Here is a 25066-nt window from a genome sequence, read left to right on the forward strand (position 1 = left end):
AGATTAAAATTTGACAGGTGTCCCGTCTTCTAAATTGGTTTGTCCGTTTACAATAAGTTTATCGCCCGCCTGTAAACCATCATTCACAATAACATCACTGGTTCCTGTCATTTTAGAGATATTTACCCTCTTCTTGAATGCGGTATTATTAGCTTTGGCAATAAATACATAGTTTATATTATCGGCATCCCTCACAAGAGACTGTGCCGGAATGATTACAGCATTCTGAGTCCTGCCCGAGCTGATGCTGATATCGGTAATCATTCCAGGCAGAAGCCCACCATTTGGATTATCCAATCTTATTTTCACAGTATAAGTTTTAGACATATCATCGGCCTGGGGATTGATTATGGTAACTTTGCCGTTAATATTTTTATCCAGTGAAGGAATTGTAATTTTTGCATTGGCGCCGATTTTTAATGAACTGATTTCATTTTCATTAATAGCTGCAACAGCATAAACTTTATCTGTTTTAACAATCGTAAAGGCAGGAATTCCAGGCGCAGCAGTAGCTCCAGTTTCGGTTAGTTTATGGGTGATAATTCCGGAAAAAGAAGCATATAATTTGGTGTCTTGTAAATTTTTAGATGCGGTTTCTTTATTGGCTTTTGCTTGTGCCAGACTCGTTTTTGCTGCGATATGATCACGCTGCGGAAGACTTCCTTTTTTGTACAGCTGGTCGAAACGGTTGAAATTGTCCTGAGTTTGTTCAAGGCCGGCATTCGCCACAATAAGATTGTTTTGATAAGAGTTCTGCTCAATTGTGGCTAATAGTTGTCCTTTTACAACATACTGCCCTTCCTGCACCATTACAGCGTTTACCCTCCCTGGTACACTAAAACCTATCGAGACTGTATTATCTGCTTCAATAGTACCGCTGTATTGTAAAACCTCAGACTGAGGCGAAACCATTATCTCTTTTACATTAACTTTTACAGGTTCGGCTGCTTTGTTTTGATCTGGTTTGGTTTTACCACATCCCGCTCCTAATAACATGACACTTAGAATAAAAAAAATATTCTTTTTTAACATTACCATATGATTTGCTTTTAATTATCACTAAATCCCAATCGGTTCATCCAACTGATTGCTGCAAATCTCTATAGAATGGCTAAGGCATGAAAGGTCTGTTTCTTGCGCATATTGGTCAAAAACTCATTTTTTTAAAATTACTAAAAAACTATTCCCAGATATGGTCAGGTCTAAAGGTTATTGATTACAACTTCAAAGTATAAAAGAACTTCAGAAATACTGAAAAGCTTTTGATATTGAAAGAAATAGTAACGATTATCTAAATGAATGCACCAAAAATCAAAACAGACTAGCGCTTTTTTAAATTTAAATTTGCAACAAATCAATTTTAATCTACCTATTGAATTCAAAACTTGAAAAATAAGAATATCAGTATAGACAAACATGAACTTGTTTCGAATAGAGATCAAGGTATAAAACCAATCAATATGTTTAAAAAAAGTATTTTAGCATTAACCTCAATTGCTTTACTGGCTTCTTGTGAAAAAGATGAAGTATCTGCACCTGTAACAGGAGAATCAGGGAAATTCCAAGTAAATTTCGATAATATGGTCGGTACCGAAGATTTACAACTTCAGAAAAACTATCGTATCGATGGAAAGAATTACACATTTGAAAATTTCAGGTATTGGGTAAGCAACATTCGCTTACAAAAAGAAGATGGTTCCTGGCACAGCGTTACGAATTCCTATTATTTAATTGAAGAAACAGGTGCGATAGCCATTCAGGAGGGACAATATAATTATGCAGCCCGGAAAAGAGAAAATATAAGTCTGCCAAATATTCCACAAGGTACTTACAAAGCAATTGAATTTGGAATTGGTGTAGACAAAGAGAAGAATGATAATTTAAGTATTACTGGCGGAGAATTATCAATTATGAACGGAATGACAAATACTGCATGGATGTGGCACACCAGCTATATCTTTAGCAGCCTAAAAGGTATGGTCGAGAACAACACAACCAAAGTGCTCAAACTGGAAACCGGACTTAATGATAGTTATCGAACAGTTAGGCTTAATCTGGCTTCTACGATTACTTTCGAACTAGGAAAAAATGCTGTCATTTCTCTTAGAGGTGATATTCTTACACTGCTTGCTTCATTTGATAATTGGGAAAAGCCTACGGTCGGTGCCCAACAAGTCAAAGAGATGAAGAATATCTCAGATAATTTTAAAAATATTTTTTTCACTATTAAATAACCCAAAATGAACATTTTCAATAAAATAACTTTTTGTCTATTAAGCGTATCTTTTCTAATTACGAGCTGCTCAAATGATGATAAAAAAGCTGAACCAGAAAAAACTGAACCAGTTTGCCAAATAACGTCCTATACCGACCAATGGTTTATGGGAGAAAAATCAAGTAATAAAGTAGTAAGGAAATTTGTTTATGATGCTAAAGGCAGAGTAATAATTGCACCGGAGGGGAGTACTCAAATTTCATTCGAATATTATGATGATCAGATAATTGTAAAATATTCTAATCCAGCACCTAATATAGTTACAGACTATTATACCTTGGATGCTGAGAAAAAAATTACGCATCTTGTAAGAAAAGCAATGAATTCCTTTAGAGGAGATACAGAAATAAAAGATTATGTAATTTTGGATTTTGAATATAATCAAGACAAACAATTAACTGTAATTAAAGAAGGAAATAAAAAAGCCACTCTTACCTACTTAAATGGTAATTTAGTAGAAATGCATGATGGTTTGAATGGAGAAAATAAAACATATAAATTTTCATATAATCTCGAAGAAGAGTATCAAAATTTATTTTTATTTTCACTTTCACCAATCTACCATTTAAACTCCTTACATCGCATTCCAACTCCTAGCAATAATCCTATTGGAATGGGAGTGTTAACATCATCAGGATATTTTGGGAAATTGTCTAAAAATCAAATAAAATCCATTAATACTTATGAATTTTCCTATCGTAAAAATGAAAGCAAACAAACAATCGGTGTTGTAGAAAAGAATTCAGAAGAATCAATTGACTATACAGAATACAATTTTGAATACTTATGTAAGTAAATGACTAAAAATAGCATTTGCGACAGGATCTTCTTTTTTTTTATGTTACTCCAGTAATAATGATTTTATTGATTCAAAAAAACTACTGAACGATTTTTGTTTCCGAATGACTTTGAAATTTTCATAATAGAATGGCATTAAATTAAAAAAAAAACGGGACGGAATAGCTTAAAAAGCCAACCGTCCTTGTTTAAATATTACAGGTTTTGATTAACCCCAAAACTCATTTTCTGCAGCTTGGTTTTCTGAAAACAGCCAAACCTGAATAATTTTTTCATTTACAACTTCAAACAAATCGACACCATTCATGTCAACTGTTTTCTCGCCAATTTTACCACTGAAATGAACCGGGAAGGAAACTAAATTTCCGTTAGCCATCAAAGTGCCTGTAGGCTCTATAACCAATGAACCCTGCGTTGCACCCATCATATCACCAAGCATTTTTCCAATGGATTCAAGACCTGTTTTTGTTCCGGCAAACTGATGATCACCGGGCTGGTGCCATTTTGCATCTGGACTGAAATGTGAAAATGCTGTTGGAATGTCTCCTTGTGAAAGGGCTACTGAATAAGCTGTTACTACTTCTATTGCTGTCATAATTTAATTGTTTTTAAAGTTATTTAATTGTCACTTTTATTGAAAAATTTCACTAAAAAGTACTTAAGAATTGGATTATTGAAAATAATAACTATTCAATATTTCTTTATTTACTTTTACGTTGAGTTATATAAAAATAATGTATTTTATCTACTATTTTCTCCCTTTGATAAGAAAACAGCGTTATTAAAACGTAAAGTTTAAAAACAGGAACGATTTAGTTTAAATACTAATCATCCTGCTTAAATATTACAGGCTCTACTTTCCAAAGAAATCATCATCTATTTGTTGGTCATCTGAAAATGTCCAAACATGAACAATCTTTCCTTCTTTGACCTGAAAAAGATCCATCCCTCCCAAATCCATCGTTTTCGTTTCTTTTTTAGCTGTAAACCAAACAGGAACGGATACCAAATCACCGCTTTCCAGCATTGCTCCATTCGGTTTCACAACCATATTACCAGATGTATCGGTCATAATACCCTCAAGCATTTGGAAAATTTCACCAAGATTATTTTTTAAACCAGAAAATTTATTATTTCCTGGCTGGTACCATTTGGTTTGAGATGTAAAGTTGGAAAATGCTTTTTCAATTTCGCCATTTGCCAATGCCTCGAAATAGGCTGCTACAATTTCTTTTGATCCCATAGATTATAAATTCACTTATTTAATGAAATAAGATTTGTTCTCGCTTGCCCATTGTGCTAACGAAGTCATTTGAACAGGAAGTACTTCCAAAATTTCGTTCATTTTAGGATTAAATTTTGAAGGATATTCTGATGCGTTTTGAAGCATTTCATAGTAAGCTGCAACACTTGACGCTCCTGCTTCTCCTACAAATGGTTTTAATATATCTCCAAATTCTTGTGGTTTTTGTGGATAATAAACGATTTGCTGCTCAACACCTTTAGAAAATTGTGCTGCGGTATCATTTCCTTTTAGATTATCTAAACCGCTAATTTTAAATGAATCTGCTTTTAAATCATTGTTGTAAATCGCTTCAACAACAAAAGCACTTACATCTCTTGATGCAATCCAGCCAATTGGCATTGTTTCAGGCGTTGGGTAAGCCAATTTTTTCTCATTTGTTATAAATGGCGCGCAAAAAGGGCCCATCATATTTTCCATATAAATGGTAGGCTGAATGATTACATAATCCAAACCGCTGTTTTTTAAATAATCAAGAACATCCAATTTGACATCATCTACCGGAGAACCTACTTTTTGTGCTTCTAACCAGCCACTTGTATTCCAAACGAGTTTCTTTACACCATTTGCTTTAGCAGCATCAATCACATTTTTGGAATATTGTAATCCATCAAATGGATTCGGCAATGAAACCGGAATCATAAAAGCAATTGCATCAACGCCTTTGGTAATTTCCATCATTTTAGCTGCGCTATCCAAATTTGCCAGTACGGGTGTTGCACCTGCCTGAGCTAATTTTTCAAAACTTCTCTCTGAACTGGTCGCAGCGATTACCTCTGCTCCTTTTTTCTTTGCTTCTCCTATTACATTAAATTGTTGTGAGCCTGTAGCTCCAAATACTAAAATTTTCATATTTTTTATTTTTTTTATTTAATTTTAAAAAAAGTGTCTTTTTTATAGAATTTCTTTGTTTTTTCGAATAAAACTTGTACAAAATTACAAAAATACATACTTTTGCACAAGTACTTACCTGTTAGTTGGGTACATACCAAATGGTTAGAATAATTGAATATCAATGGAAAAAAAAATAAAAATAAATTCTCCTTGTGATGAAAGATGTCCTGTAAAAGCCTCTTTATCCCTTTTAAGCGGTAAATGGACACTGATGATATTGTTTCAAATCAACGATAAAGCGGTGCGATATGGTGAACTGAAAAGAGCCGTTACAGGCATTAGCGAAAAAATGCTCATCCAAGAATTGAACATGCTTGTTGAGAATAAACTGGTCAGTAAAAAAGTATTTCCCCAGATCCCTCCAAAAGTGGAGTACCGGCTCACTGAATTAGGATTGAAGACTTTGCCCATCGTTGATCAGCTGGCTCAATTCGGACTTGAAAATTTAGTTTGATGAACTTTTTATATTGATTTATAATAAAGAAAAATTAATTGTAATGACATCAAAGCCCTTAAGGAAATATCGATAAGAAGTCAATGCATATCCATAAAAAAGCCTGCAAAATAGTATTTGCAGGCTTTGTCACTTTGAAACCCTGTGGTGAAAAAATTATTGAATTCGGCTACTGCCTGTCGGAAAAAAATCGAAACAATTCTATTTAAAATTAAAATCCCAATTCAACCCCCATCCTATTTATTAATTTTTCACTTGTAGAATACGGAAATTTATTTACCGATGCGTAAAATGGTATTTTTTTTAGGTTGTCTTTTAGAGTTTTCAAATCAGAATCACATAACAGGGCCAAATCACTTTTACTGAAATTGACACCTTTTTCCAATCTTTTAAAATATTTGTCTTGATCCCTATTCAAATCCAGATTTTCCTCCGCCTTTAAAAAGAACGCTTCAAAAATCTCTATGTACTCGTTTATGGTAATCTTTCTATCTTTTCTAACAAATCTATCGTCAAAATGAATTTCAAGCCATTTTGTTAAAGTTCTCTTGTTAGATTCAAATTCTTTAGCGATAGATTCTTTAGTCATATAAACTATTTTTTTGGTAAGTTCTTTACTTTCTTCTCTGGTTTTACTCTCTAAATCAATGTCAAATAAAGTCTTAAGATGATATATTGCCAATGGTTTGTATATCTCCACCATCTTTTTAAAACCCTCATGATCCGTAATTAGGTTACATAATCCATCCGTGTCCTCATGCATCTTAGAGGTAGTTTTAATCACTTCTGTAATATTGTTAAATTGTATTCTTTCTAATACTTTTGAGAAAAAATCTAAATTAGTTTCAATTTTCAGAATTTTCAAAATTCCCTCTTCATACTTTGATTGTTGTTTCAGTTCAGTAAATCGGGATATTAATTCTTTTTCACCTCCATAGAACATGACAAAGAAATTATTTGTCATTTCCTGTTGTTTTTCAAAGGACAGCTTATTATAATTTTCAAAATAATTATCTGAGAATTTATTTAACATAAAGATGGTTTTCTAAAACTTGTAAAAAGAAGAAGATCTAAAAATAGTAAATTATATCAAGGCCTGATGATAGAAGTTTGAAATAAATCATGAAACTATTTTGCACTTAATTATGATTAAATTCCCAATCATCACCAAAAGCATCCTGATCCCAATCGCAATGCTCGTTTTTTTTCACATTTACTTTTGCATTATTTTTTTCACGCGAGTTACGATATTCCCTGTTATTGGGATTTAATTGATTCGACCTATTCTCTATTGATTTTTGTTTAACCTGATTTGTTTTCATTTTTTTTTGACATTTATAAGTTTCGTATTTCAAAAGTAAGACAAAGAAAAAACACCAATCTAAATTCTGCACGATAAGTCTATTTGTCCAGAGTGTGGAGTACAGAAAACCAAATTACCTGACAAGAATTATTTATACATTTAAAGCAAGCTAACCATGTGCATCATTTTAATATCAAGGAAGAGCATTGCCGAAATTTATATAAAGACTACTATTTTCATAATCCAATTACTTTAGTACTAAAATTTGCATTAATTAATTATGTAATTTTGTTATTAGTGATCAGAACTATATATTTTTGTAAAAACAAGTTATCTCTCTCTATTGGAATTTTCTCAAACAGCACTTCTTAAAAGTGATTTAAAAAATATATTCGACGCCTATTATGAATCCCTTGTTTCGTATGGCTGCCGGTTTTTATCATTGAGGGATGAGTGTGAAGATTTAGTTCAGGATATTTTTGTTGAGTTATGGGAAAAGGAACTTGCTTTTCCTGATGAGATATCATTGAAAGTTTATTTATACAAAGTAACACGTAATAAATGTTTTAACTTCATTAAACACAGCAAAGTAAAAGATAAATATACAGCCGGCATTATACAATCACTGGAAGACGATAGTTTATTCTTAGAACAAATTATGGAAGAAGAAATAGTAAGACAGCTTCATAAAGCCATTGAATTGCTTCCGGACCGTAAAAAAGAAATTATAAAGATGAGCCTTATCGGGCTTAAAAATACTGAAATTGCCGAAGCGCTAAATATAAAACTTCAAACTGTTAAAACCTTAAAATCGCAATCTTACGCTATTTTAAGAAGTCAGTTTAAGGATCTGGAAACGTTATTATATTTCCTGATTGCGCAATAATCTGTAAGTATTTACGTGGTTTTAACGAAAAAATCACTTTTTATTAAAAAAAAATCACTTTTCGATAGTACCTTTTCATTTCTTAGTTGTTCTATATAAAAGCACTAATAGAATGAAAAATATTTTCAATATATCCAAACTGATTATTAAAAAGAAATTGAAAATTTTAAACGATGAAGAAAAGTCACGTTTGAAATTATTCAAAGAGGAATATCCATTTGTGAAATCTGTCGATTTTCAAAAGATTGTCCAAAAAATCAGCGACTATTCTTTAATCAATAAAGATAGAGCATGGAAAGCCATTCTGGAAAAATCAAATAAACAAGAGAATAAACCTTCGGTTATTTCAATCAACAGATCGTGGTATAAGTATGCGGCAGCGGCTTCTTTGTTTTTTTTATTTTCGATTTCCTATTTGTTTTTTTTCAATAAAGAAACTTCCTCAAAAAATCCTGTTGTGGTCAATGCTGCTATTGAAATAGGAAACAGCAAAGCAACATTAACATTAGAAGATGGTTCTAAAATAGCTTTAGAAAAAGGAACTAATTACACCACAAACAACGTAAGTAGTAACGGGGAACATATTATATACGATTCGAAACGTAATTCAGGCTCAACAGCAATAGGATCCAATTTTTTAACGATTCCCAGAGGAGGGCAGTTTTTTATACAACTGGCTGACGGAACCAAGGTCTGGCTGAATTCAGAATCTCAATTAAAATATCCCGTTGCATTTATTGATGGCGAAGTGAGAAAGGTAGAATTAGTTTACGGAGAAGCCTATTTTGAGGTTTCTCCAAGCACTGCGCACAAAGGTTCAAAATTTGAAGTTTTTACCAAAAAACAAACTGTAGAGGTTATTGGAACGCAATTTAATATCAAAGCTTATCATGAGGAAAAGAATATCTACACGACACTGCTAGAAGGAAAAGTAACCGTAAATATTGCAGGTCAAAAACATCTGCTAATTCCTAAAGAGCAATCTAATTTTGATCTTACTGATAACCAAGTAAAAATTTATAAAGCAGATGTTTACAGCTCTGTTGCATGGAAAGAAGGACTATTCAGTTTTAACAATATGTCTCTTAAAGATATAATGAAAGTATTATCCCGCTGGTACAATGTCGATGTAACATTTGAAAATGCGAAACTTGAAAACGTAAAATTTAATGGCGTTTTGAGAAAAGACCAGGATTTAAAAGAAATATTAACAACCATAAAAACAACCAAATTTATCAATGCCTATGAAATAAAAAACAGACAAATTATTATAAAATAAAAAGGGAATAAAGTCACGACCTCTCACAGTAATGTACTTTATCCCTCCTATGATGTCACCTAATTAAAAAATTTAACTAACCAACATTCAAATTTATGAAAATTAAGTTTACTAACAATGTTTTCCTTTCCAGGAAATCGTTTACACTGTTTATTATGAAAACTTTTATATTTTTATTTTGCACAACAGTTTTCAGTTTTACTCCGGGGAAAATATTCTCTCAGAATGATAAAATCATAATTGATGCAGATAAAACAGTAACCGTTGACGAGGTTTTCGATATGATTCGAAGACAAACAAAATATGCTTTTATTTACCATGAAGATTTATTTGATAAAGTCCCTAAAGTCAGCCTTAAAAAAGGAACTATAGATGCTGGTAAACTTCTGGAAGAAAGTCTAAAAAAAGGTAATTTTGAAGTAACTGTCACGGCAAACAAGACCATTCTTATAAGAGAAAAAGAGGTAAAACCTGTATATGCGAGCAACATGATTACGGGAAAAGTGCTGGATGAAAATGGCCTGCCGCTTCCTGGTGTAACGGTTTCACTTGTGGGAGGAAACAAAAATGGAGTATCTGATTTTGATGGACAATTTTATATTGAACTGCCCTCAGGAAAGCATACCCTTAAAGTCTCTTACCTGGGGTATAAAACACAAGAAATTACAGTTGAAAACCAAACTTCCATTACCATCAAAATGCAGCCCGATTTAGCTAAGTTAGATGAGATAGTCGTGATTGGTTATGGAACAACTACCAAAAGAACAACCACAGGATCTGTTGTAAAGATTACTGCTGAAGATATTGAAAAACAACCCGTAACCAATATTCTGCAGACATTACAGGGAAGAACTCCCGGGGTTTTTGTTACACAGACATCCGGTTATGCAGGAAGTGATATGAATATCAGCATTCGAGGCAGAAATTTTATTGAGGGAAAAAACCTGCCGCTTTATATTGTTGACGGTGTTCCTTATATTGGAGACGACATTAAACAACAAACACAGAATGACAATGTACTGCGAGGAGCTCAAAAATCAACGAGTCCGCTAAACATTATTAACCCAAATGATATTGAAAGTATCGAAATTCTGAAAGATGCTGATGCAACCGCAATTTACGGTTCCAGAGGTGCCAATGGTGTTGTACTAATCACTACTAAAAAAGGAAAAGCAGGAAAAACAGAATTTACAGTAACCACAAACTCCGGATTTTCTGAAGTAGCCCATATGGTTAAAACATTAGAAACTCCTGCTTACCTAAATATGCTGCAAACGGCATTAACCAATAGTGGTGCTGTCGCCAATGTAAGAAATAATGGTATTGCTCTTAGGGAGTGGGACCCCAATGTTAACAATAACTGGCAGAAAAAACTAATAGGCGGTACAGGTAATTTTAATAATTTCTCTGCTTCCTTAAGAGGTGGAAACGAAACCACAAACTTTCTTGTAAGCGGTGCTTATCATAAAGAAACTACAGTGGTACCGGGAGATTTCAGTTATGACAAATTCTCGACCAACTTTAACATCAATCATACTACTCTAGACAAAAAATTAAAAATAGGGGCTTCAGTAATTTTTGCGACAGACAACAACAACCTTCCTTTCTTTGACATTACAACATATGCAGTAGGGATTGCACCAAACCGTCCAATATACAATGCAGACGGGAGTTACTACTGGTCCTCAACTTATGGTAGCGACATTAACCCACTGGCTGCTTTAGACAAAAGGGTAAGAGATAAAGGTATGAACCTGATTACAAGTTTAAGCCTTCAATATGATATTGCGAAAGGATTTTCTTTCAAGACTGATTTAGGATACGGCAGAGCGCAAATGCAGAGTAGTGAGACCATGCCCGGATCGGCAATCAATTATGTTTTTTTTGAATCAATCGGCAGTAATGTAAACTTTCAAAGATCCTATACAGCGTCAACCAATAATACCAATAATTTTAGTGTTGAACCCCAGCTTAATTATACAAAAGATTTATGGAAAGGAAATCTGACAGTACTTGTGGGAGGATCATGGCAAAATAGAAAATCTGAAATGCCTTCGTATGTTAGTTCAAGAGGATACAGTGCTGACAATTTAATTGGCAATATGGCTGCTGCAGAATCCATAACAGCTACTAATGGCAGTACGGAATATAAGTATATTTCACTTTTTAGCAGGATGAATTACAACATCCAAAATAAGTACATTCTAAATGCAAACTTTAGAAGGGACGGTTCTTCTAAATTTGGAGCTAATAACCGTTTTGGGAATTTTGGATCTATTGGAGCTGCCTGGATTTTTACCGAAGAGAATTTCTTAAAAGACCAAAACTGGTTAAGTTTTGGAAAACTGCGTACCAGTTATGGAGAAATAGGAAGCGATGACATTGATAATTATCAATTTGCTGATAGTTTTCAGACAGCTTCCTATGGCGAGGGAAACACGGCTATGACTGCTGCCAGAATTGAAAATCCTAACATTAAGTGGGGAACAACCAGAAAATTTGAAGCTGCATTAGATTTGAGTTTCCTTAAAGATCGTGTTTCTTTTACGGCTGCTTATTATAAAAACACTTCCATCAATCAGTTGGTAAGCTACACCCTTAGTGCGCAGGCAGGCTTTACAACTTACACTGCCAATTTACCGGCTGAAGTCGAAAATAAAGGTTGGGAATTTACGCTGGCTACAACCAATATTCGTAATAAAAGTTTAAATTGGTCTACCGCTTTCAATATCTCTACCAATTCCAATAAATTGTCAAGATTTGATGGAATTGAGTTTACAAGTTATTATGGCACCTATGAGGTTGGAAAGCCTTTAAACAGCAGGTACATATTTAATTTTACAGGTGTAAATGCTGCCGGAATTGCACAATTTGAAGATGTAAACGGAGACGGCAGAATATCAAGAGAACTTGCCCAGACAGGCAGAGGGGATAGAAAATACTACGGACCAACTTATCCTAAATACTATGGAGGAATTTCAAATACAATAAATTACAAAGCCTTTACACTCGACTTTCTATTTCAATTTGTAAAACAAGAAGGAACTACTTTAATGGCTTCTACTGGTGCCCAGCCTGGTTCTGCTACCATAATTGCGAATTTTCAGGTAGATGAATATAATGATTACCTGGAACAAGGAAATGTTTTAAGTTCCAGGTTCCAAAACACTTTTGTCAACTACATAGAATCTAATGCTTCTATTGTAGATGCATCTTATATAAAACTTAAAAATGTAAGTGCCTCTTATCAAATCCCTTTAGATGAGGCCACAAAGAAATATTTGCAAAGTATACGTCTTTCGCTTCAGGGGCAGAACCTGGTAACCTTTACCAAGTATAAGGGACTTGATCCTGAAACACAGGGATTGGCTTTGCCTCCATTGCGTACAATTACTTTAGGAACACAGTTTACATTTTAAATCTAAAAATCATGACAAATATTGCTACTAAATATACCTATATATTTTCGTTATTTCTTTTATTAGGACTAGCGGGCTGCGAGGAATCCCTTGAGGTTGAACTTCCGAGAAATCAATTATCATCAAAAACGGTTTATGAGTCAGATCCAACAGCTGAGGCTGCCGTAAACGGAATCTATCAAAGTATGGTTGCCGATTTTTATTACAGTACCGTACATGCTGTTCTTGGACAGACTGCTGATGAATTAGTCCCTACAACAGGTATTGCAAATGTTTACAGTTCCAATGAAATCCCAGTGACTGACGGCACCATGAACGGTAACTGGGGTGACTTGTATAAAACTATTTACAATGCCAACAACGTTATAGAAGGAGTATCCAAAAGCACTACTCTTAATGCTGTTAAAAGCAAACAATGGATTGCCGAAGCAAAATTTATAAGAGCGTATTGTTATTTTTACCTGACCAATCTTTGGGGGAATGTACCGTTAGTACTCACTACAAATGTAGATGTGTCTGCTTTGCTCCCACAATCCTCCCAAGAAGTTGTTTATGCACAAATTACACTTGATTTAACGGATGCGGCAAAAGATCTTCCAACAGATTATGCCAATTATAAAAGACAAAGAATCAGAGCCACAAAATGGGCCGCTGAGACTTTACTGGCAAGAGTAAATCTGTATTTAGGAAAATGGACCGACGCAACGGCACACGCCACTGCAGTAATTAACGAAACGGGAATTTACAAAATAACTACCGGTTTAACCAATACAAACAGTCCATTTGTGGCAGATAGTGAGGAGTCAATTCTTCAAATACCTTATCATAACATCTTGTACACTTATGAAGGCTCTACCGTATTTACAACAGCAGGGAACTTATTACTAAGAAAAGGAAATGCGCTTTTTGAAACAGGTGACGACCGAAAAGCCAAGTGGACAATTGATATTAGTAATAATAACGGCATATTTTTAGGCATTGCTCCCCATAAATATAAAAATGACTTTGGTGCTTCTCCTTCAGAACGCTCAACGGTACTTAGACTGGCAGAATTGTATCTGATAAGAGCTGAAGCCAGAGTTCGATCAAATGATATTACAGGAGCTCAGCAAGATATTAATGTAATTCGAAACAGGGCATTATTAGGCAATACGACTTTAACAAACACTAACCAATTGCTTGACTTAATTGCGCTGGAAAGACAACGTGAATTTTTCGCAGAAAACGGACACAGATGGCTGGATCTTAAAAGAACCGGCAAACTTGATGAAACCCTCTCTGTTTTATCAGATAAAATCTGGAAATCTACTGACCGTTTATATCCAATACCAGAACCTGCTCTTCGTTCTAATCCCTTTTTAATCCCAACTGAAGGATATTAAATAATAAAAATTAGGCAGGAATGTATTGTACTGAAAATACATTCCTGCAATTTTAAAAAATACTATGGAAACAACAATTGTAAGAGTTGAGGGCTTATCGCATCAATATAGTAAGGATTGGGCAATACAGAATATCAGTTTTGAAATCAAAGAAAACAGAATTTTAGGTCTTTTGGGTTCAAACGGTGCAGGAAAATCAACTACGATGAATATTCTTTGCGGGGTCTTAAACCAGACTCATGGAAATATATTTATTAACGGAATTAATTTAAAAGAAAACCCTGTCGAGGCAAAAAAGCTAATTGGTTTTTTACCACAAACGCCACCTTTGCATTTAGATTTAACAGTAAACGAATATTTAATACACTGTGCAGAACTGCGTCATGTTAAAAAAGAAAATTTACATGATGCTGTTGAGAGAGCCAAAGAAAAATGCGGTATTACACATTTCAGCCACCGATTAATTAAAAACTTATCGGGCGGATACAGACAACGTGTGGGAATTGCGCAAGCCATTATTCACGAACCAAAACTGGTAGTTTTAGACGAACCAACCAATGGACTGGATCCTAACCAGATTTTAGAAGTCAGAAATTTAATCAAGAAAATCGCCAAAGATAAAGCCGTAATATTTTCTTCGCACATTCTGTCTGAAGTTCAGGCAACCTGCCAGGACATCAGAATGATTGAGAACGGACACATGGTTTTCTCCGACACACTTGACGCTTTCAATAATTATATCGAAGCCGATAAATTGATTGCAAATTTTGAAAATCCGCCGGCTCTTGAAGCATTAAAAGAAATTCCTCAAATTACAGCTGCCGTTTTTATATCACCAAAAAAAGTTCAGGTAACCTTTACCGGAAGTCAGGAAGTTGCAGAAAAAATTATTTCGCTAAGTATATATAACAACTGGAAATTGCGCGAGATCCAATTCGAAAAAGTCTCCCTTGATGAAATTTTTGCCCAATTATCTAAAAAAGCACCTTCTAAAAACGCCATTCTTTCTTAAAAAAAAACAAATGAAAACAATATACAGAATTGCTAAAACAGAGCTCAACACCATGTTTTATTCACCGGTTGCATGGGTGGTTTTAGTCATATTTTCTATCCAGTCCAGCTGGAAATTTTTCGACTCAATTCAAGGTTTTGAAAAAGCACAAAAAATAGGAGAAAGCTTTGGCAATTTGTCGCAATATGTTTTTTCAGGCTTCAACGGATTGTATACTGAAATGCAGAATTACTTGTATTTATATGTGCCTCTTTTGACAATGGGACTAGTGAGCCGTGAGATTAACAGCGGATCTATCAAGCTTTTACTTTCGTCACCGATTAAAATTAGAGATATTGTATTAGGCAAATACTTGGCCATTGCAGCCTACTGTTTGTTATTCGTTAGTATATTAGGTTTACAGGTTATAATCGGTTATTTCTCTATTGACAATTTTGATTTAAAATTTGCTGTTTCAGGACTTATCGGTTTGTACCTGCTAGTTTGTACCTACGCCGCAATAGGGCTTTTTATGTCTTGCCTGACTTCCTATCAGGTGGTAGCTGCTATTAGTACTTTGGTAGTTTTGGCAGGTTTGAATTTTATTGGAAAATTATGGCAGGATATCGAGTTTGTAAAGGATATAACGTATTTCCTGTCCATCGCAGGCCGTGCCAATGAAATGCTGGAAGGACTCTTAATCAGCAAAGATATATTTTACTTTATTTTGGTAAGCGGTCTTTTTATTGGATTGAGTATTTATAAATTACAAACCGGACGAGATGCACAATCTACTGTTCAAAGAGTGGTAAAATATACTGCCTTAATAACTGTTGTTTTGGCATTGGGTTACATTACATCAAGAGCCTCACTTACGCTCTATCAGGATATGACTCGTACAAAAGCCAGAACCCTTACAGCAGCAAGTTTAGATGTCGTCAAAAAAATAAAGGGTCCGGTTAAAATAATTACGTATGTTAACTTACTGGATATAAACTATTCCATGGTCATGCCATATTCACAAAATTATGATATGGCCCGCTTTGAACAATATACACGATTTCTGCCCCAGATAGAGATGGAATATGTGTATTACTATGACAAATCAAACAATGAAGCCTTGTACACCCAGAATCCGGGATTAAATGACAAACAACTTGCTGATAAAATGATCGAAACACAGGATTTAAAGCTGAAAAAATTATATACTCCAGAGGAAATTAAAAAAGTTATTGATTTAGGCCCAGAGCAAAACCGAGTAGTCAGAACGGTAGAATACAACGGAAAGAAAACCTTTTTAAGAATGTATGATGATTTATTCAAAGCTCCGAGCGAAAAAGAAATCACTGCGGCCTTAAAACGTTTGGCTTTTCATGCTCCCAAAATTGTTTTTACTGCCGGAAACCTGGAGCGCAGTATTGACAAAATTGGGGATAAAAATTATAAAACAGGATTTAACGAAATTACATTCAGGTATTCGTTAATCAACCAGGGATTTGATGTGGCTTCTGTCGATATCAATGCACAGAATATTCCGGAACAAACCAATATTTTAATTATCGCCGATCCAAAAACGCAATTGAGCCATGGAGCTATTGATCGAATTACAAAATACATCGATCAGGGGAAAAACCTAATGCTTTTAGCAGAGCCTGAAACGAATTCGGCATTGGCTGCAATAACCGATAAATTAGGTTTAAGCTATACAAGACAAGCCCTAGTTCAGGAAAGTGAAACCAATGCTCCTGATTATTTAGTTACGGATCTTCAAAAAAATACAGCCCCAAATAGTTTTAAATTTAGTAAAAGCCGAGATAACAACCCCGTTCCATTTTTAGGTAGCAGCGGCATTAAAATTACTAAAGATGCTGGATTTAAGGTAACACCACTTTTAAGAACCAATAAACAGCCGGCATGGGAATCTCAAACTGCTATTACATCTATTTCAGAAGATTTAAAAAAGCAGCCTTCATCAACTGCTGTTCCCCTTGTAGTATCACTAACAAGAAATGTAAATGGTAAAGAACAAAAAATAATTGTTTCGGGCGATGCTGATTTCATGGGTAATGCTGAGTTAAGCCGTGGCGGTTCGGGAACATTTCAATTTTTTACAGATATTTTTAGCTGGTTCACTAATTACGAATTTCCAATTGATACGACGCGTCCTGAAAACACCGACAACAAAATAACCATTAATGCTAATCAGATTTTTATTAACAAAATTATCTTTATCGGACTGTTTCCTTTATTAATCATATTAAATGCCGCCTTTATATTAATTAGAAGAAACAGAAGATAAAAAATCTTCCCAGTGGTGTCGTTGGAAATGATATTTCACATGTTTTTGTTCCCCAACCAAAAACATTCCAATCGATTTTTTAACGACAACCATTGGATAAAAAATAAAAAAATGACTAAAAAAAATATCCTCTTTGGGATTCTGCTGCTGTGTTTTCACGCTGCTTTCTCTCAATTCAAAACTACAATTCCACTTGATAAAAATGTTACAACCGGAAAATTAAAAAACGGTTTAACGTATTATATCCTGCATAACGAAGAGCCAAAAGACAGAGCGAGTTTTTACTTTGTTCAAAATGTTGGAGCTATTTTAGAAGACGACAATCAAAACGGACTGGCGCATTTTCTGGAACATATGGCTTTTAATGGAACCGAGCATTTTAAGGATAAAGGCATCATTAAAATGCTGGAAAGAAATGGTGTAAGTTTTGGCAAAGACATTAATGCCTACACAGCTCACGATGAAACGGTTTACAACATCAGCACTGTTCCTGTTGGCAATGAAAAACTGATCGATTCTACCCTGTGGGTTTTACATGACTGGTCAGGATCCTTATCTTTAACCAATGCTGAAATCGATGCCGAGAGAGGCGTAATAAGGGAAGAATGGAGAACCCGAAGAACAAGTGATTTCCGTTTAAAAATGCAGACCGATCCGGTTTTGTACAAAGGATCAAAATATGCAAAAAGGGATGTGATTGGTGATTTGGATATCATCAATAGTTTCAAATATGCTGAATTGCACAATTACTATAAAAAATGGTACAGACCCGATTTACAGGCTGTAATCATCGTTGGAGATATCGATGTAAAAGCCATTGAGCAAAAAGTTAAAGCAATATTTTCTGATATTCCTCTGGCAAAAAAAGCGGCTGTAAGAACGTATGAAACAATTCCAAAACATGATGAATTGTATTTTGGAACCGCTTCAGATAAAGAAGCTTCATCAACAGTTATTACTTTGCGATATATAATTGACGAGCCAATGGTAAAAGACAGTATTACAACGCGTAAAAACATCATGAATTCTTTTTACACCAGTATATTAAACAATCGTTTCAAAGAATTACTTATAAAAAAACAAGGTTCAAGTTTAAATTTAAGCTCCTATTACAGCGGAATTTCAAGATTAAATACCACTTATAATATTTCGGCTTTAGCCAAAAAAGGAAAAACAATTCAGGCTTTTGAAGAAGCTTATACAGAAGCCGAACGCTTAAAACGTTTTGGTGCCGCAAAGGCCGAATTAGAGCAAACCAAAAAGATTTTTATAAGCTCGTACGATGATTTTATCGGCAATAAAGATAAAATCGACAACGAGAGCTGGGCAGATAAACTAACGAATTATTTCTTAAAAGCAAAACCTTTTCTTTCTGCAGAAGATGATTATAAACTGATTGTTGGCATTATAAAAAGCATCAGTTTAGAAGAATTGAACACTTACGCGAAAACCATTCAAAAACCTACAAACCAAGTGGTTTTAGTAACAGGCTCTGATCAGGATAAAAATGATTTTCCCAACAAGGAAGCTGTTGTGAGTGTGATGAAAAAGGTCGAAAGTATGACTTTAGCACCTTATATAAAAAAAGAAAATAATGCTCCTCTAATAGAAAAAGAATTAAAACCCGTTACCATCAAAAAAACATTTGAAGTGGCCGGAATCAAACAGGCAAAAGGGTATATTTTAGAGAATGATGCTAAAATAATTGTACTTCCAACCACGTATGCGCAGGATCAGATTGTTTTCTCTGCATTTTCAAAAGGCGGTAAATCACTCATAGAAACAGAAGATCTGGCTTCTGGCGAAATTGCGACAACATTGGCAAGATCTTCCGGTTTAGGCAATTTTGACAATATTGGCTTAAAAGAAAAATTAAGTGGAAAAGTAGCGAAGGTCTCCCCATTTATTGGCGAAAACACACAGGGTTTTCAGGGAGGTTCAAACAAAGCCGATTTCGAAACGATGCTTCAATTGGTTTATCTTTCTTTTGAAGTACCACGTTTTGACCCCAATATTTTTAATATTCTAAAAGAGCAGTATAAAAACAATCTGGAAAATATTAAACAAGACAACGCAAACGCATTTAAAGATTCTATTGCCCTGGCAAATTCAAATCACAATGCGCGTACTTTTATTTTCAACGAAAAATTCCTTGAAACTATTGATCTGAAAAAAGCAGAAGATATTTACCGTGACCGATTTAAAAACGCGGCTGATTTCACTTTTATTTTTGTTGGAAACATTCCGGATTCCGCCTTAGAGATGATTGAGAAATACATCGGAAACATCAAATCAAATCCGGCTTTAAAGGAAAATTATACCGATCATAATATTGAACCTAAAAAAGGAAAAACTGAAGTTCATTTCACACGTCCGATGGAAGTTGCCAAGACAACGGTTTATTTAAACTTAACCGGAACCATAGAATACAGTAAAAAAAATGTTTTGTCGATGTATGTCATCGGAGAACTATTATCAAAACGATTCCTGCAGACCATTCGCGAGGAAGAAGGCGGCAGCTATGGTGTTGAGGTTGGAGGAAATCTGGAATTACTCCCGAAACCTTCTTTTAGTCTTGAACTGACTTTTGACTGTAATCCTGATAAAAAAGAGAAATTAATGCAGATTGTCTGGAAAGAATTAAACGATTTAAAAACCAATCCGGTTAATGCAAACGATTTGGAAGACATTAAAAAAGCACTTCTTAAAAATAGGGAGGAGTCATTAAAAACCAATTCTTTCTGGAATACGACCCTTTACAACAACAGTTTAAATCAGATTCCTTTTTTACAGGATGAAGAATATAAAAATTTAATTTCTAAAATTAATCAAAAAACTATTCAGCAGTTTGGTAAGCACGTTTTGGATAGTTCAAGCAGTGTTGAAGTCATTATGAGCCCGGAGAATCCATCGGGAAAATAAGAGAACTGAGATACATTTTTTTTTATTTTATTAGTCATTAAAGGTTGTCTTTTGCCGGACAGCCTTTTTTGTTATTAATGATATCCTGGATATGCAAACAAAAAGTAGAAAAAAAGTTAAGCTACATTTTTGTAATTAGTTAATTTATTAAATTCTTTAATAGTTTTATAGTTCAAAGCAGAGTGTCTTCTTTTTTTATTGTACCAAATTCTATGTATTCAAAAATTTCAAGTTCCATTTGTTCTTTAGTAATTAGTTTATTTCCATAAATTAATTCTGTTTTTAGCGATTTGAAAAAACTTTCTGCAACAGCATTATTCCAACAATCTCCTTTACGGCTCATACTTCTATTTACAGTTTTAAAAGAGTCAAGCATATTGGTAAAGTTTTTATTAGCATATTGAATTCCTCTGTCGGAGTGGAATATTAATTCATTTGTGATTTTTCGATTTTTAAGTGTCATTTTCCAAGCTGATAAGGTAGTTTGTTTAGTACTCAAACCATTGCTTAAACTAGCCAATTATTTTCTGTCGAACAAATCCAAAATAATTGTGAGATACAAAAAATCCTTCCTTTGTTTGAATATAAGTTATATCTGAAATCCAAGCCTTAGAGGGTTCTTTTACTGTAAATTCTCTTTTTAAAATATTTGGGACAACGAAATGATTATGTTTTGAATTGGTTGTTACTTTAAATTTCTTACTCAATTTACTGTACAACCCTAATTGCTTCATGTATTTGGTTACCGTTATTCTGCATATTTGACACCCTATATTTTACAGTTCTAAAGTAATCCTTGGGCTTCCATATCGCTGTTTAACAGCATAATATATGTTTATTATTGCTTCTTTATATTAAAATCATTCGTTTTTGTCTTTCTGAAACAACCTGTTTTTTCCATTTATAGTAACTGCTGTTGCTTATTTCTAAAACTTTGCACATCTTTTCAATCGAATATATTTTTTCATGGTCTTTTATAAAAAGATAAATCATCGAACTCTCTTGGAAAAGATGCTTATTGACTTTTTTAAGATATCACGTTCTAATTCTGCTTCTTTTAATTTTTTTTCAAGTTCATTAATTTTTTCTTGTTCAGGGATTAGTTTTAAATTGCCTTTTCCAGTAAAACTCCCCTTTCCAAATTCTTGATAATATTGGTGCAACTTATAAAGCAAAGCAGCTGTTATCTCAAGTTCCTTGGCAAGTAAAGAGATATTGTCTCTTTCATAACTTAATTGGACTGCTTTCTCTTTGAAATGCGGTCGTAATTTTTACGATTTTCTTTCATGGTCTAAAGTTAATATTTTGTTCTTAACTAGAACTCTACGCTAAGTTGGCATATCCAAGTACTTTTGAGCATAATAATGTCCAAGGTTTAAAAGAACGTTTTTAGATAATAAAAAAGCTTTTTTGAACAATATATTTTATTAGTGTATAATATACATTTGTTTAGTTGAATTGATCCAAATTAAATAATAAAATTTTATATTTGAATATATATGTATAATATATAAATTATTTCTTCATGATATGATTTTATTAATTTTTGAAGCAAAGATTTTTATATTCTTTTTCAATAAATTTTTATTAAACGAAATAAGCAAAAGCGGAAATATATAATATGTTTAAAAATGTTCTTGTGATTTATTTACAATACAGAACTATCAAAAAATAAAATTAAAAATGAAGAAAATAACAATTATATTTCTCTTACTTATCCCTATGCTTTCTATTGCACAGGCAGTTAAAAGCTATAAAAAACAAAATGATAAAGTAGTTATAACTCTTGATAAAGGAGAACTTCATTTAATTCCTTTGACGGATAATACTATTAGAGTTCAGTATGGCTTAGATATGAAAAATCAATTGCCCGAGCTTGTTTTCGTTTCAAAAGTTAAAATGCCTGATTTTAAGGTTTCAGATTCCAATTCATTCCTTGAAATTAGTATAGCAAAAATGACTGTTGTAGTAGATAAAATTAGTGGTACAATATCTTATCGCAATTCTGAAGGAAAGGTCTTTCTTAGCGAAAAACCAGGTGGACGCATTTTTAAACAAAGTTCAGTACAAGGAGAACCAACTTCTATTGTGGAACAAGGTTTTACTTCTTTACCCGATGAATATCTGTTTGGAACTGGTCAGTTTCAGGATGGATATTTGAATATTAAAGGATTACCAAGGAGATTAACCCAAGTCAATACCCAAATTTCTATTCCATTTCTAATGTCTAGCAAAGGTTACGGTTTGTTATGGCACAATTACGGACTTACCGATTTTAACCCCGCAGACAATGTTGTCAATTTTGATGCAGCTGGTGCATCTGGAGAAGCTGTTACAGTTAATGTTACTACTACTAACGGCACCCAAAAGGAAACGCGCCAAAATGGTACGTTTAATGGAAGTTTTATTATTAAGGAAGCAGGTGAATATGCAATTTTGCTTGATGTCGGTCAAAAAATGGCTCGAAAATGGCAATTAACAATTGACGGAAAAGACGTTCTTAATTTTAAAAACCATTGGTTACCACCTACAACTAGTATATTAGTAAATCTAACAGCAGGCAAACACAATATGGTAGTTACAGGAGAAAAAAATGATCTTCCTGTGGTATATTATCGTAAAGTAACCAATGAAACAGTCTTTAGGTCTCCTGTTGCTAATGTGTTGGATTACGTTGTTTTCGCTGGAAATCCCGATGAAGTTATTTCAAGCTATCGTAATCTTACAGGAAAGGCACCACTTATGCCCAACTGGGCATTGGGATACATTCACTGTCGTGAACGCTTTACAACTCAGGATGAATTACTTGCAAATGCTAAAGAATTCAGAAAAAGAAAATTACCAATGGATATGATTGTTCAAGATTGGCAATATTGGGGAAAATATGGCTGGAATTCGATGAAATTTGACGAGAAAATGTATCCCAATCCCTCTCAAATGGTAAAAGAATTACACCAAATGAATATGCGATTGATGCTTTCTGTTTGGTCTAAAATTGATAAAGAAAGTCAAATTGGGATAGAATTTGATAAAAAAAAGTACTACATACCAGATACCCAATGGATAGATTTTTTTAATCCTGATGCAGCCAATTATTATTGGACAAATTTTAGTAAAAAGCTCTTAAAACCCTATGAAATTGATGCTTGGTGGCTCGATGCTACTGAACCAGAAAATGATGATTTAGTGGGACGAAAAATAAATAGCGGAACAATGTCGGGAGAGCAAATGAGAAATGTTTATCCTATGTTTGTAACTAAAACTGTATATGAAGGTTCCCGAAAAGATGCTCCAGATAAGAGAGTTTTTATTCTTACTAGAAGCGCATTTTCTGGACAACAGCGATACGCAACAGCAGTTTGGACAGGAGATGTAGGTAATGATTGGGAAACCTTACGCCGACAAATCACCGCTGGACTAAATTTATCAATAACAGGATTACCTTGGTGGACTTTTGATGCAGGAGGTTTTTTCCGTCCTGACGAAAGTCAATATACAGATCCTAAATTTCACGAACGTTTTTTAAGATGGTTTCAATTAGCGACATTCAGTCCCTTGCAAAGAGTGCACGGATATACAACCAATACTGAATTCTGGAGGTTCGGTGAAAAAGTAGAAACGGAAGCTTTAAAATACTTAAACCTTCGCTATCGTTTGATGCCTTATATTTATTCGCAAGCGGCAGATATCACATTTAAAAACGGAACATTTATGCGTCCATTGGTAATGGATTTTGCAAATGATACAAAAGCACTTGAACAAAACTACGAGTATATGTTTGGATCTGCCTTTCTTGTTGCTCCAGTGGTTTCAGAAGGTATGAAAAATTGGGATGTTTACTTGCCGGAAAACCAATCTGGTTGGTTTAACTTCTGGACAGGAAAACAATACAATGGAGGGCAAACCGTACAAACAGATGCATCTCTTACAACCATTCCATTGTATGTAAAATCTGGTTCTATAATTCCAATGGGTGAAAAAATGCAATATACAAATGAAAAACCTGCCGATACCCTTGACATTAGAGTTTATGCCGGCGCTAATGGTAAATTTGAATTGTATGAGGATGAAGGAGTAAATTACAACTATGAAAAAGGAGCTTTCTCAATCATACCATTTGAATGGAATGAACAAAAACAAACCCTAATAATTGGAAAACGTAAAGGGCAATCTTTTAATGGATTAATTAAAAACCGTGTATTTAATATCGTTTGGGTTGACGAATCAAATGGTATTGGTCTCGAAAATCAAAGAACAAATATTTTGGTAAAATATAATGGGAATAGTATTGAGGTTCAAAAGAAATAAAAAATGAATAACAAGAATTAAGTAGTTTCATTTTAACAATTACGCATTTAATTTAACATTTATCAAGGAGGATTTTTATAAAATCAATTACTAAAAAATACAAAATGACTGATTAAATCCTTTAAATTAACACATTATGATTTTTAAAAAAATATGTTACACCTGTGATTTAGTTGATAATCCAGAATTAATAGAAGAATATAAAAAATATCATTCTAAAGAAAAGACCTGGCCTGAAATTACTAAAAGTATAAGGGATTCAGGGATTATAAATATGGAAATTTACCTTTTAGCAAATCGACTGTTTATGATTATAGAAGTCGATGTAAACTATACTCCGGAACGCAAACAAAAAATGGATGAAGCCAACCCAAAAGTTCAAGAGTGGGAAAATTTAATGTGGAAATTTCAACAGGCACCTCCAGGTGCAAAAGATGGCGAAAAATGGTTACCTATGGAACAAATATATAAATTAGAATGATTTTATTAATAAATAATCCAAGTTTTTAGTTTGGAATGTTCAATTGTAAATGATATAAAATAATAATTAAAA

At 33.8% G+C, this 25066-nt stretch carries 20 protein-coding genes; 12 read left to right on the forward strand and 8 right to left on the reverse strand.

Annotated features, from left to right (window positions below):
- Positions 1-3: 3 nt before the first annotated feature.
- Positions 4-1038, reverse strand: coding sequence for an efflux RND transporter periplasmic adaptor subunit (locus FLACHUCJ7_RS05485; protein WP_180908208.1), 1035 nt, complete (start codon positions 1036-1038; stop codon positions 4-6).
- Between the two features lie 347 nt (positions 1039-1385).
- Here FLACHUCJ7_RS05485 and FLACHUCJ7_RS05490 point away from each other — a divergent pair, with 347 nt between their 5' ends.
- Positions 1386-2234 carry an MbnP family protein gene (locus FLACHUCJ7_RS05490; RefSeq protein ID WP_180908209.1) on the forward strand — a complete coding sequence of 283 codons (849 nt, stop codon included), beginning with the start codon at positions 1386-1388 and terminating at the stop codon, positions 2232-2234.
- A 6-nt stretch (positions 2235-2240) separates the two neighbouring features.
- Positions 2241-3071 (forward strand): DUF4595 domain-containing protein, encoded by an 831-nt coding sequence (locus FLACHUCJ7_RS05495; RefSeq protein ID WP_180908210.1) that lies wholly within the window; start codon positions 2241-2243, stop codon positions 3069-3071.
- Between the two features lie 210 nt (positions 3072-3281).
- Here FLACHUCJ7_RS05495 and FLACHUCJ7_RS05500 read toward each other — a convergent pair whose 3' ends face one another.
- From FLACHUCJ7_RS05500 to FLACHUCJ7_RS05510, 3 genes are all read right to left on the reverse strand, one after another.
- Positions 3282-3668 carry a nuclear transport factor 2 family protein gene (locus FLACHUCJ7_RS05500; protein WP_180908211.1) on the reverse strand — a complete coding sequence of 129 codons (387 nt, stop codon included), beginning with the start codon at positions 3666-3668 and terminating at the stop codon, positions 3282-3284.
- Between the two features lie 258 nt (positions 3669-3926).
- Complete coding sequence (locus FLACHUCJ7_RS05505; protein ID WP_180908212.1) at positions 3927-4316, reverse strand: nuclear transport factor 2 family protein; 390 nt, start codon at positions 4314-4316, stop codon at positions 3927-3929.
- A 15-nt stretch (positions 4317-4331) separates the two neighbouring features.
- A complete protein-coding gene (locus FLACHUCJ7_RS05510) occupies positions 4332-5228 on the reverse strand; it encodes an SDR family oxidoreductase (protein WP_180908213.1) in 897 nt (298 codons plus the stop codon).
- Positions 5229-5391: 163 nt separating this feature from the next.
- Here FLACHUCJ7_RS05510 and FLACHUCJ7_RS05515 point away from each other — a divergent pair, with 163 nt between their 5' ends.
- Entirely contained in the window at positions 5392-5724 is a 333-nt protein-coding gene (locus tag FLACHUCJ7_RS05515; protein WP_180908214.1) for a winged helix-turn-helix transcriptional regulator, read from the forward strand.
- Between the two features lie 211 nt (positions 5725-5935).
- Here the strand turns inward: FLACHUCJ7_RS05515 and FLACHUCJ7_RS05520 are convergent, their stop codons facing one another.
- Both FLACHUCJ7_RS05520 and FLACHUCJ7_RS05525 read right to left on the reverse strand, forming a co-directional pair.
- Positions 5936-6757, reverse strand: a complete 822-nt coding sequence (locus tag FLACHUCJ7_RS05520) for a hypothetical protein (RefSeq protein WP_180908215.1) — start codon at positions 6755-6757, stop codon at positions 5936-5938.
- Positions 6758-6863: 106 nt separating this feature from the next.
- Positions 6864-7046, reverse strand: a complete 183-nt coding sequence (locus FLACHUCJ7_RS05525; protein WP_180908216.1) for a hypothetical protein — start codon at positions 7044-7046, stop codon at positions 6864-6866.
- A gap of 324 nt (positions 7047-7370) precedes the next feature.
- On the opposite strand from FLACHUCJ7_RS05525, the gene FLACHUCJ7_RS05530 reads away from it, so the two are divergent.
- The 7 genes from FLACHUCJ7_RS05530 to FLACHUCJ7_RS05560 all read left to right on the forward strand — a co-directional run bounded on the left by FLACHUCJ7_RS05530 (position 7371) and on the right by FLACHUCJ7_RS05560 (position 20205).
- Positions 7371-7913 (forward strand): RNA polymerase sigma-70 factor, encoded by a 543-nt coding sequence (locus tag FLACHUCJ7_RS05530; RefSeq protein ID WP_180908217.1) that lies wholly within the window; start codon positions 7371-7373, stop codon positions 7911-7913.
- A 112-nt stretch (positions 7914-8025) separates the two neighbouring features.
- The gene (locus FLACHUCJ7_RS05535; RefSeq protein WP_180908218.1) at positions 8026-9192 is read left to right on the forward strand and encodes a FecR family protein; all 1167 of its coding nucleotides are present in this window, start codon (positions 8026-8028) and stop codon (positions 9190-9192) included.
- A gap of 155 nt (positions 9193-9347) precedes the next feature.
- Positions 9348-12611: a SusC/RagA family TonB-linked outer membrane protein gene (locus tag FLACHUCJ7_RS05540; protein ID WP_180908219.1), complete on the forward strand. Its 3264-nt coding sequence runs from the start codon at positions 9348-9350 to the stop codon at positions 12609-12611.
- An 11-nt stretch (positions 12612-12622) separates the two neighbouring features.
- Positions 12623-13993, forward strand: a complete 1371-nt coding sequence (locus FLACHUCJ7_RS05545; RefSeq protein WP_180908220.1) for a RagB/SusD family nutrient uptake outer membrane protein — start codon at positions 12623-12625, stop codon at positions 13991-13993.
- A 64-nt stretch (positions 13994-14057) separates the two neighbouring features.
- Positions 14058-15005 carry an ABC transporter ATP-binding protein gene (locus FLACHUCJ7_RS05550; protein WP_180908221.1) on the forward strand — a complete coding sequence of 316 codons (948 nt, stop codon included), beginning with the start codon at positions 14058-14060 and terminating at the stop codon, positions 15003-15005.
- Between the two features lie 10 nt (positions 15006-15015).
- The gene (locus FLACHUCJ7_RS05555; RefSeq protein ID WP_180908222.1) at positions 15016-17283 is read left to right on the forward strand and encodes a Gldg family protein; all 2268 of its coding nucleotides are present in this window, start codon (positions 15016-15018) and stop codon (positions 17281-17283) included.
- A gap of 111 nt (positions 17284-17394) precedes the next feature.
- Positions 17395-20205: a M16 family metallopeptidase gene (locus tag FLACHUCJ7_RS05560; protein ID WP_180908223.1), complete on the forward strand. Its 2811-nt coding sequence runs from the start codon at positions 17395-17397 to the stop codon at positions 20203-20205.
- Between the two features lie 172 nt (positions 20206-20377).
- On the opposite strand, the gene FLACHUCJ7_RS25300 is transcribed toward FLACHUCJ7_RS05560, so the two are convergent.
- Positions 20378-20668 carry an IS3 family transposase gene (locus FLACHUCJ7_RS25300; protein WP_230408797.1) on the reverse strand — a complete coding sequence of 97 codons (291 nt, stop codon included), beginning with the start codon at positions 20666-20668 and terminating at the stop codon, positions 20378-20380.
- 526 nt (positions 20669-21194) lie between these two features.
- Positions 21195-21419, reverse strand: a complete 225-nt coding sequence (locus FLACHUCJ7_RS25615; protein ID WP_379780289.1) for a transposase — start codon at positions 21417-21419, stop codon at positions 21195-21197.
- Between the two features lie 469 nt (positions 21420-21888).
- Here FLACHUCJ7_RS25615 and FLACHUCJ7_RS05570 point away from each other — a divergent pair, with 469 nt between their 5' ends.
- Both FLACHUCJ7_RS05570 and FLACHUCJ7_RS05575 read left to right on the forward strand, forming a co-directional pair.
- Positions 21889-24513, forward strand: coding sequence for a glycoside hydrolase family 31 protein (locus FLACHUCJ7_RS05570; RefSeq protein ID WP_180908224.1), 2625 nt, complete (start codon positions 21889-21891; stop codon positions 24511-24513).
- 136 nt (positions 24514-24649) lie between these two features.
- Entirely contained in the window at positions 24650-24994 is a 345-nt protein-coding gene (locus tag FLACHUCJ7_RS05575; RefSeq protein ID WP_180908225.1) for an L-rhamnose mutarotase, read from the forward strand.
- The last annotated feature ends 72 nt before the right edge of the window (positions 24995-25066 follow it).

It is taken from the genome of Flavobacterium salmonis (assembly GCF_903819435.1).
In the GTDB taxonomy this organism is placed as follows: domain Bacteria; phylum Bacteroidota; class Bacteroidia; order Flavobacteriales; family Flavobacteriaceae; genus Flavobacterium; species Flavobacterium chungangense.

Excerpts from the sequence above, each read along its gene's own strand:
- FLACHUCJ7_RS05570 (WP_180908224.1), top strand. The coding sequence starts at position 21,889 with ATGAAGAAAATAACAATTATATTTCTCTTACTTATCCCTATGCTTTCT.
- FLACHUCJ7_RS05545 (WP_180908220.1), top strand. The coding sequence starts at position 12,623 with ATGACAAATATTGCTACTAAATATACCTATATATTTTCGTTATTTCTT.
- FLACHUCJ7_RS05575 (WP_180908225.1), top strand. The coding sequence starts at position 24,650 with ATGATTTTTAAAAAAATATGTTACACCTGTGATTTAGTTGATAATCCA.
- FLACHUCJ7_RS05485 (WP_180908208.1), bottom strand. The coding sequence starts at position 1,038 with ATGGTAATGTTAAAAAAGAATATTTTTTTTATTCTAAGTGTCATGTTA.
- FLACHUCJ7_RS05560 (WP_180908223.1), top strand. The coding sequence starts at position 17,395 with ATGACTAAAAAAAATATCCTCTTTGGGATTCTGCTGCTGTGTTTTCAC.
- FLACHUCJ7_RS05525 (WP_180908216.1), bottom strand. The coding sequence starts at position 7,046 with ATGAAAACAAATCAGGTTAAACAAAAATCAATAGAGAATAGGTCGAAT.
- FLACHUCJ7_RS05520 (WP_180908215.1), bottom strand. The coding sequence starts at position 6,757 with ATGTTAAATAAATTCTCAGATAATTATTTTGAAAATTATAATAAGCTG.
- FLACHUCJ7_RS05550 (WP_180908221.1), top strand. The coding sequence starts at position 14,058 with ATGGAAACAACAATTGTAAGAGTTGAGGGCTTATCGCATCAATATAGT.
- FLACHUCJ7_RS05555 (WP_180908222.1), top strand. The coding sequence starts at position 15,016 with ATGAAAACAATATACAGAATTGCTAAAACAGAGCTCAACACCATGTTT.
- FLACHUCJ7_RS05540 (WP_180908219.1), top strand. The coding sequence starts at position 9,348 with ATGAAAACTTTTATATTTTTATTTTGCACAACAGTTTTCAGTTTTACT.
- FLACHUCJ7_RS05500 (WP_180908211.1), bottom strand. The coding sequence starts at position 3,668 with ATGACAGCAATAGAAGTAGTAACAGCTTATTCAGTAGCCCTTTCACAA.
- FLACHUCJ7_RS05495 (WP_180908210.1), top strand. The coding sequence starts at position 2,241 with ATGAACATTTTCAATAAAATAACTTTTTGTCTATTAAGCGTATCTTTT.
- FLACHUCJ7_RS05505 (WP_180908212.1), bottom strand. The coding sequence starts at position 4,316 with ATGGGATCAAAAGAAATTGTAGCAGCCTATTTCGAGGCATTGGCAAAT.
- FLACHUCJ7_RS05515 (WP_180908214.1), top strand. The coding sequence starts at position 5,392 with ATGGAAAAAAAAATAAAAATAAATTCTCCTTGTGATGAAAGATGTCCT.
- FLACHUCJ7_RS05510 (WP_180908213.1), bottom strand. The coding sequence starts at position 5,228 with ATGAAAATTTTAGTATTTGGAGCTACAGGCTCACAACAATTTAATGTA.
- FLACHUCJ7_RS25300 (WP_230408797.1), bottom strand. The coding sequence starts at position 20,668 with ATGACACTTAAAAATCGAAAAATCACAAATGAATTAATATTCCACTCC.
- FLACHUCJ7_RS05535 (WP_180908218.1), top strand. The coding sequence starts at position 8,026 with ATGAAAAATATTTTCAATATATCCAAACTGATTATTAAAAAGAAATTG.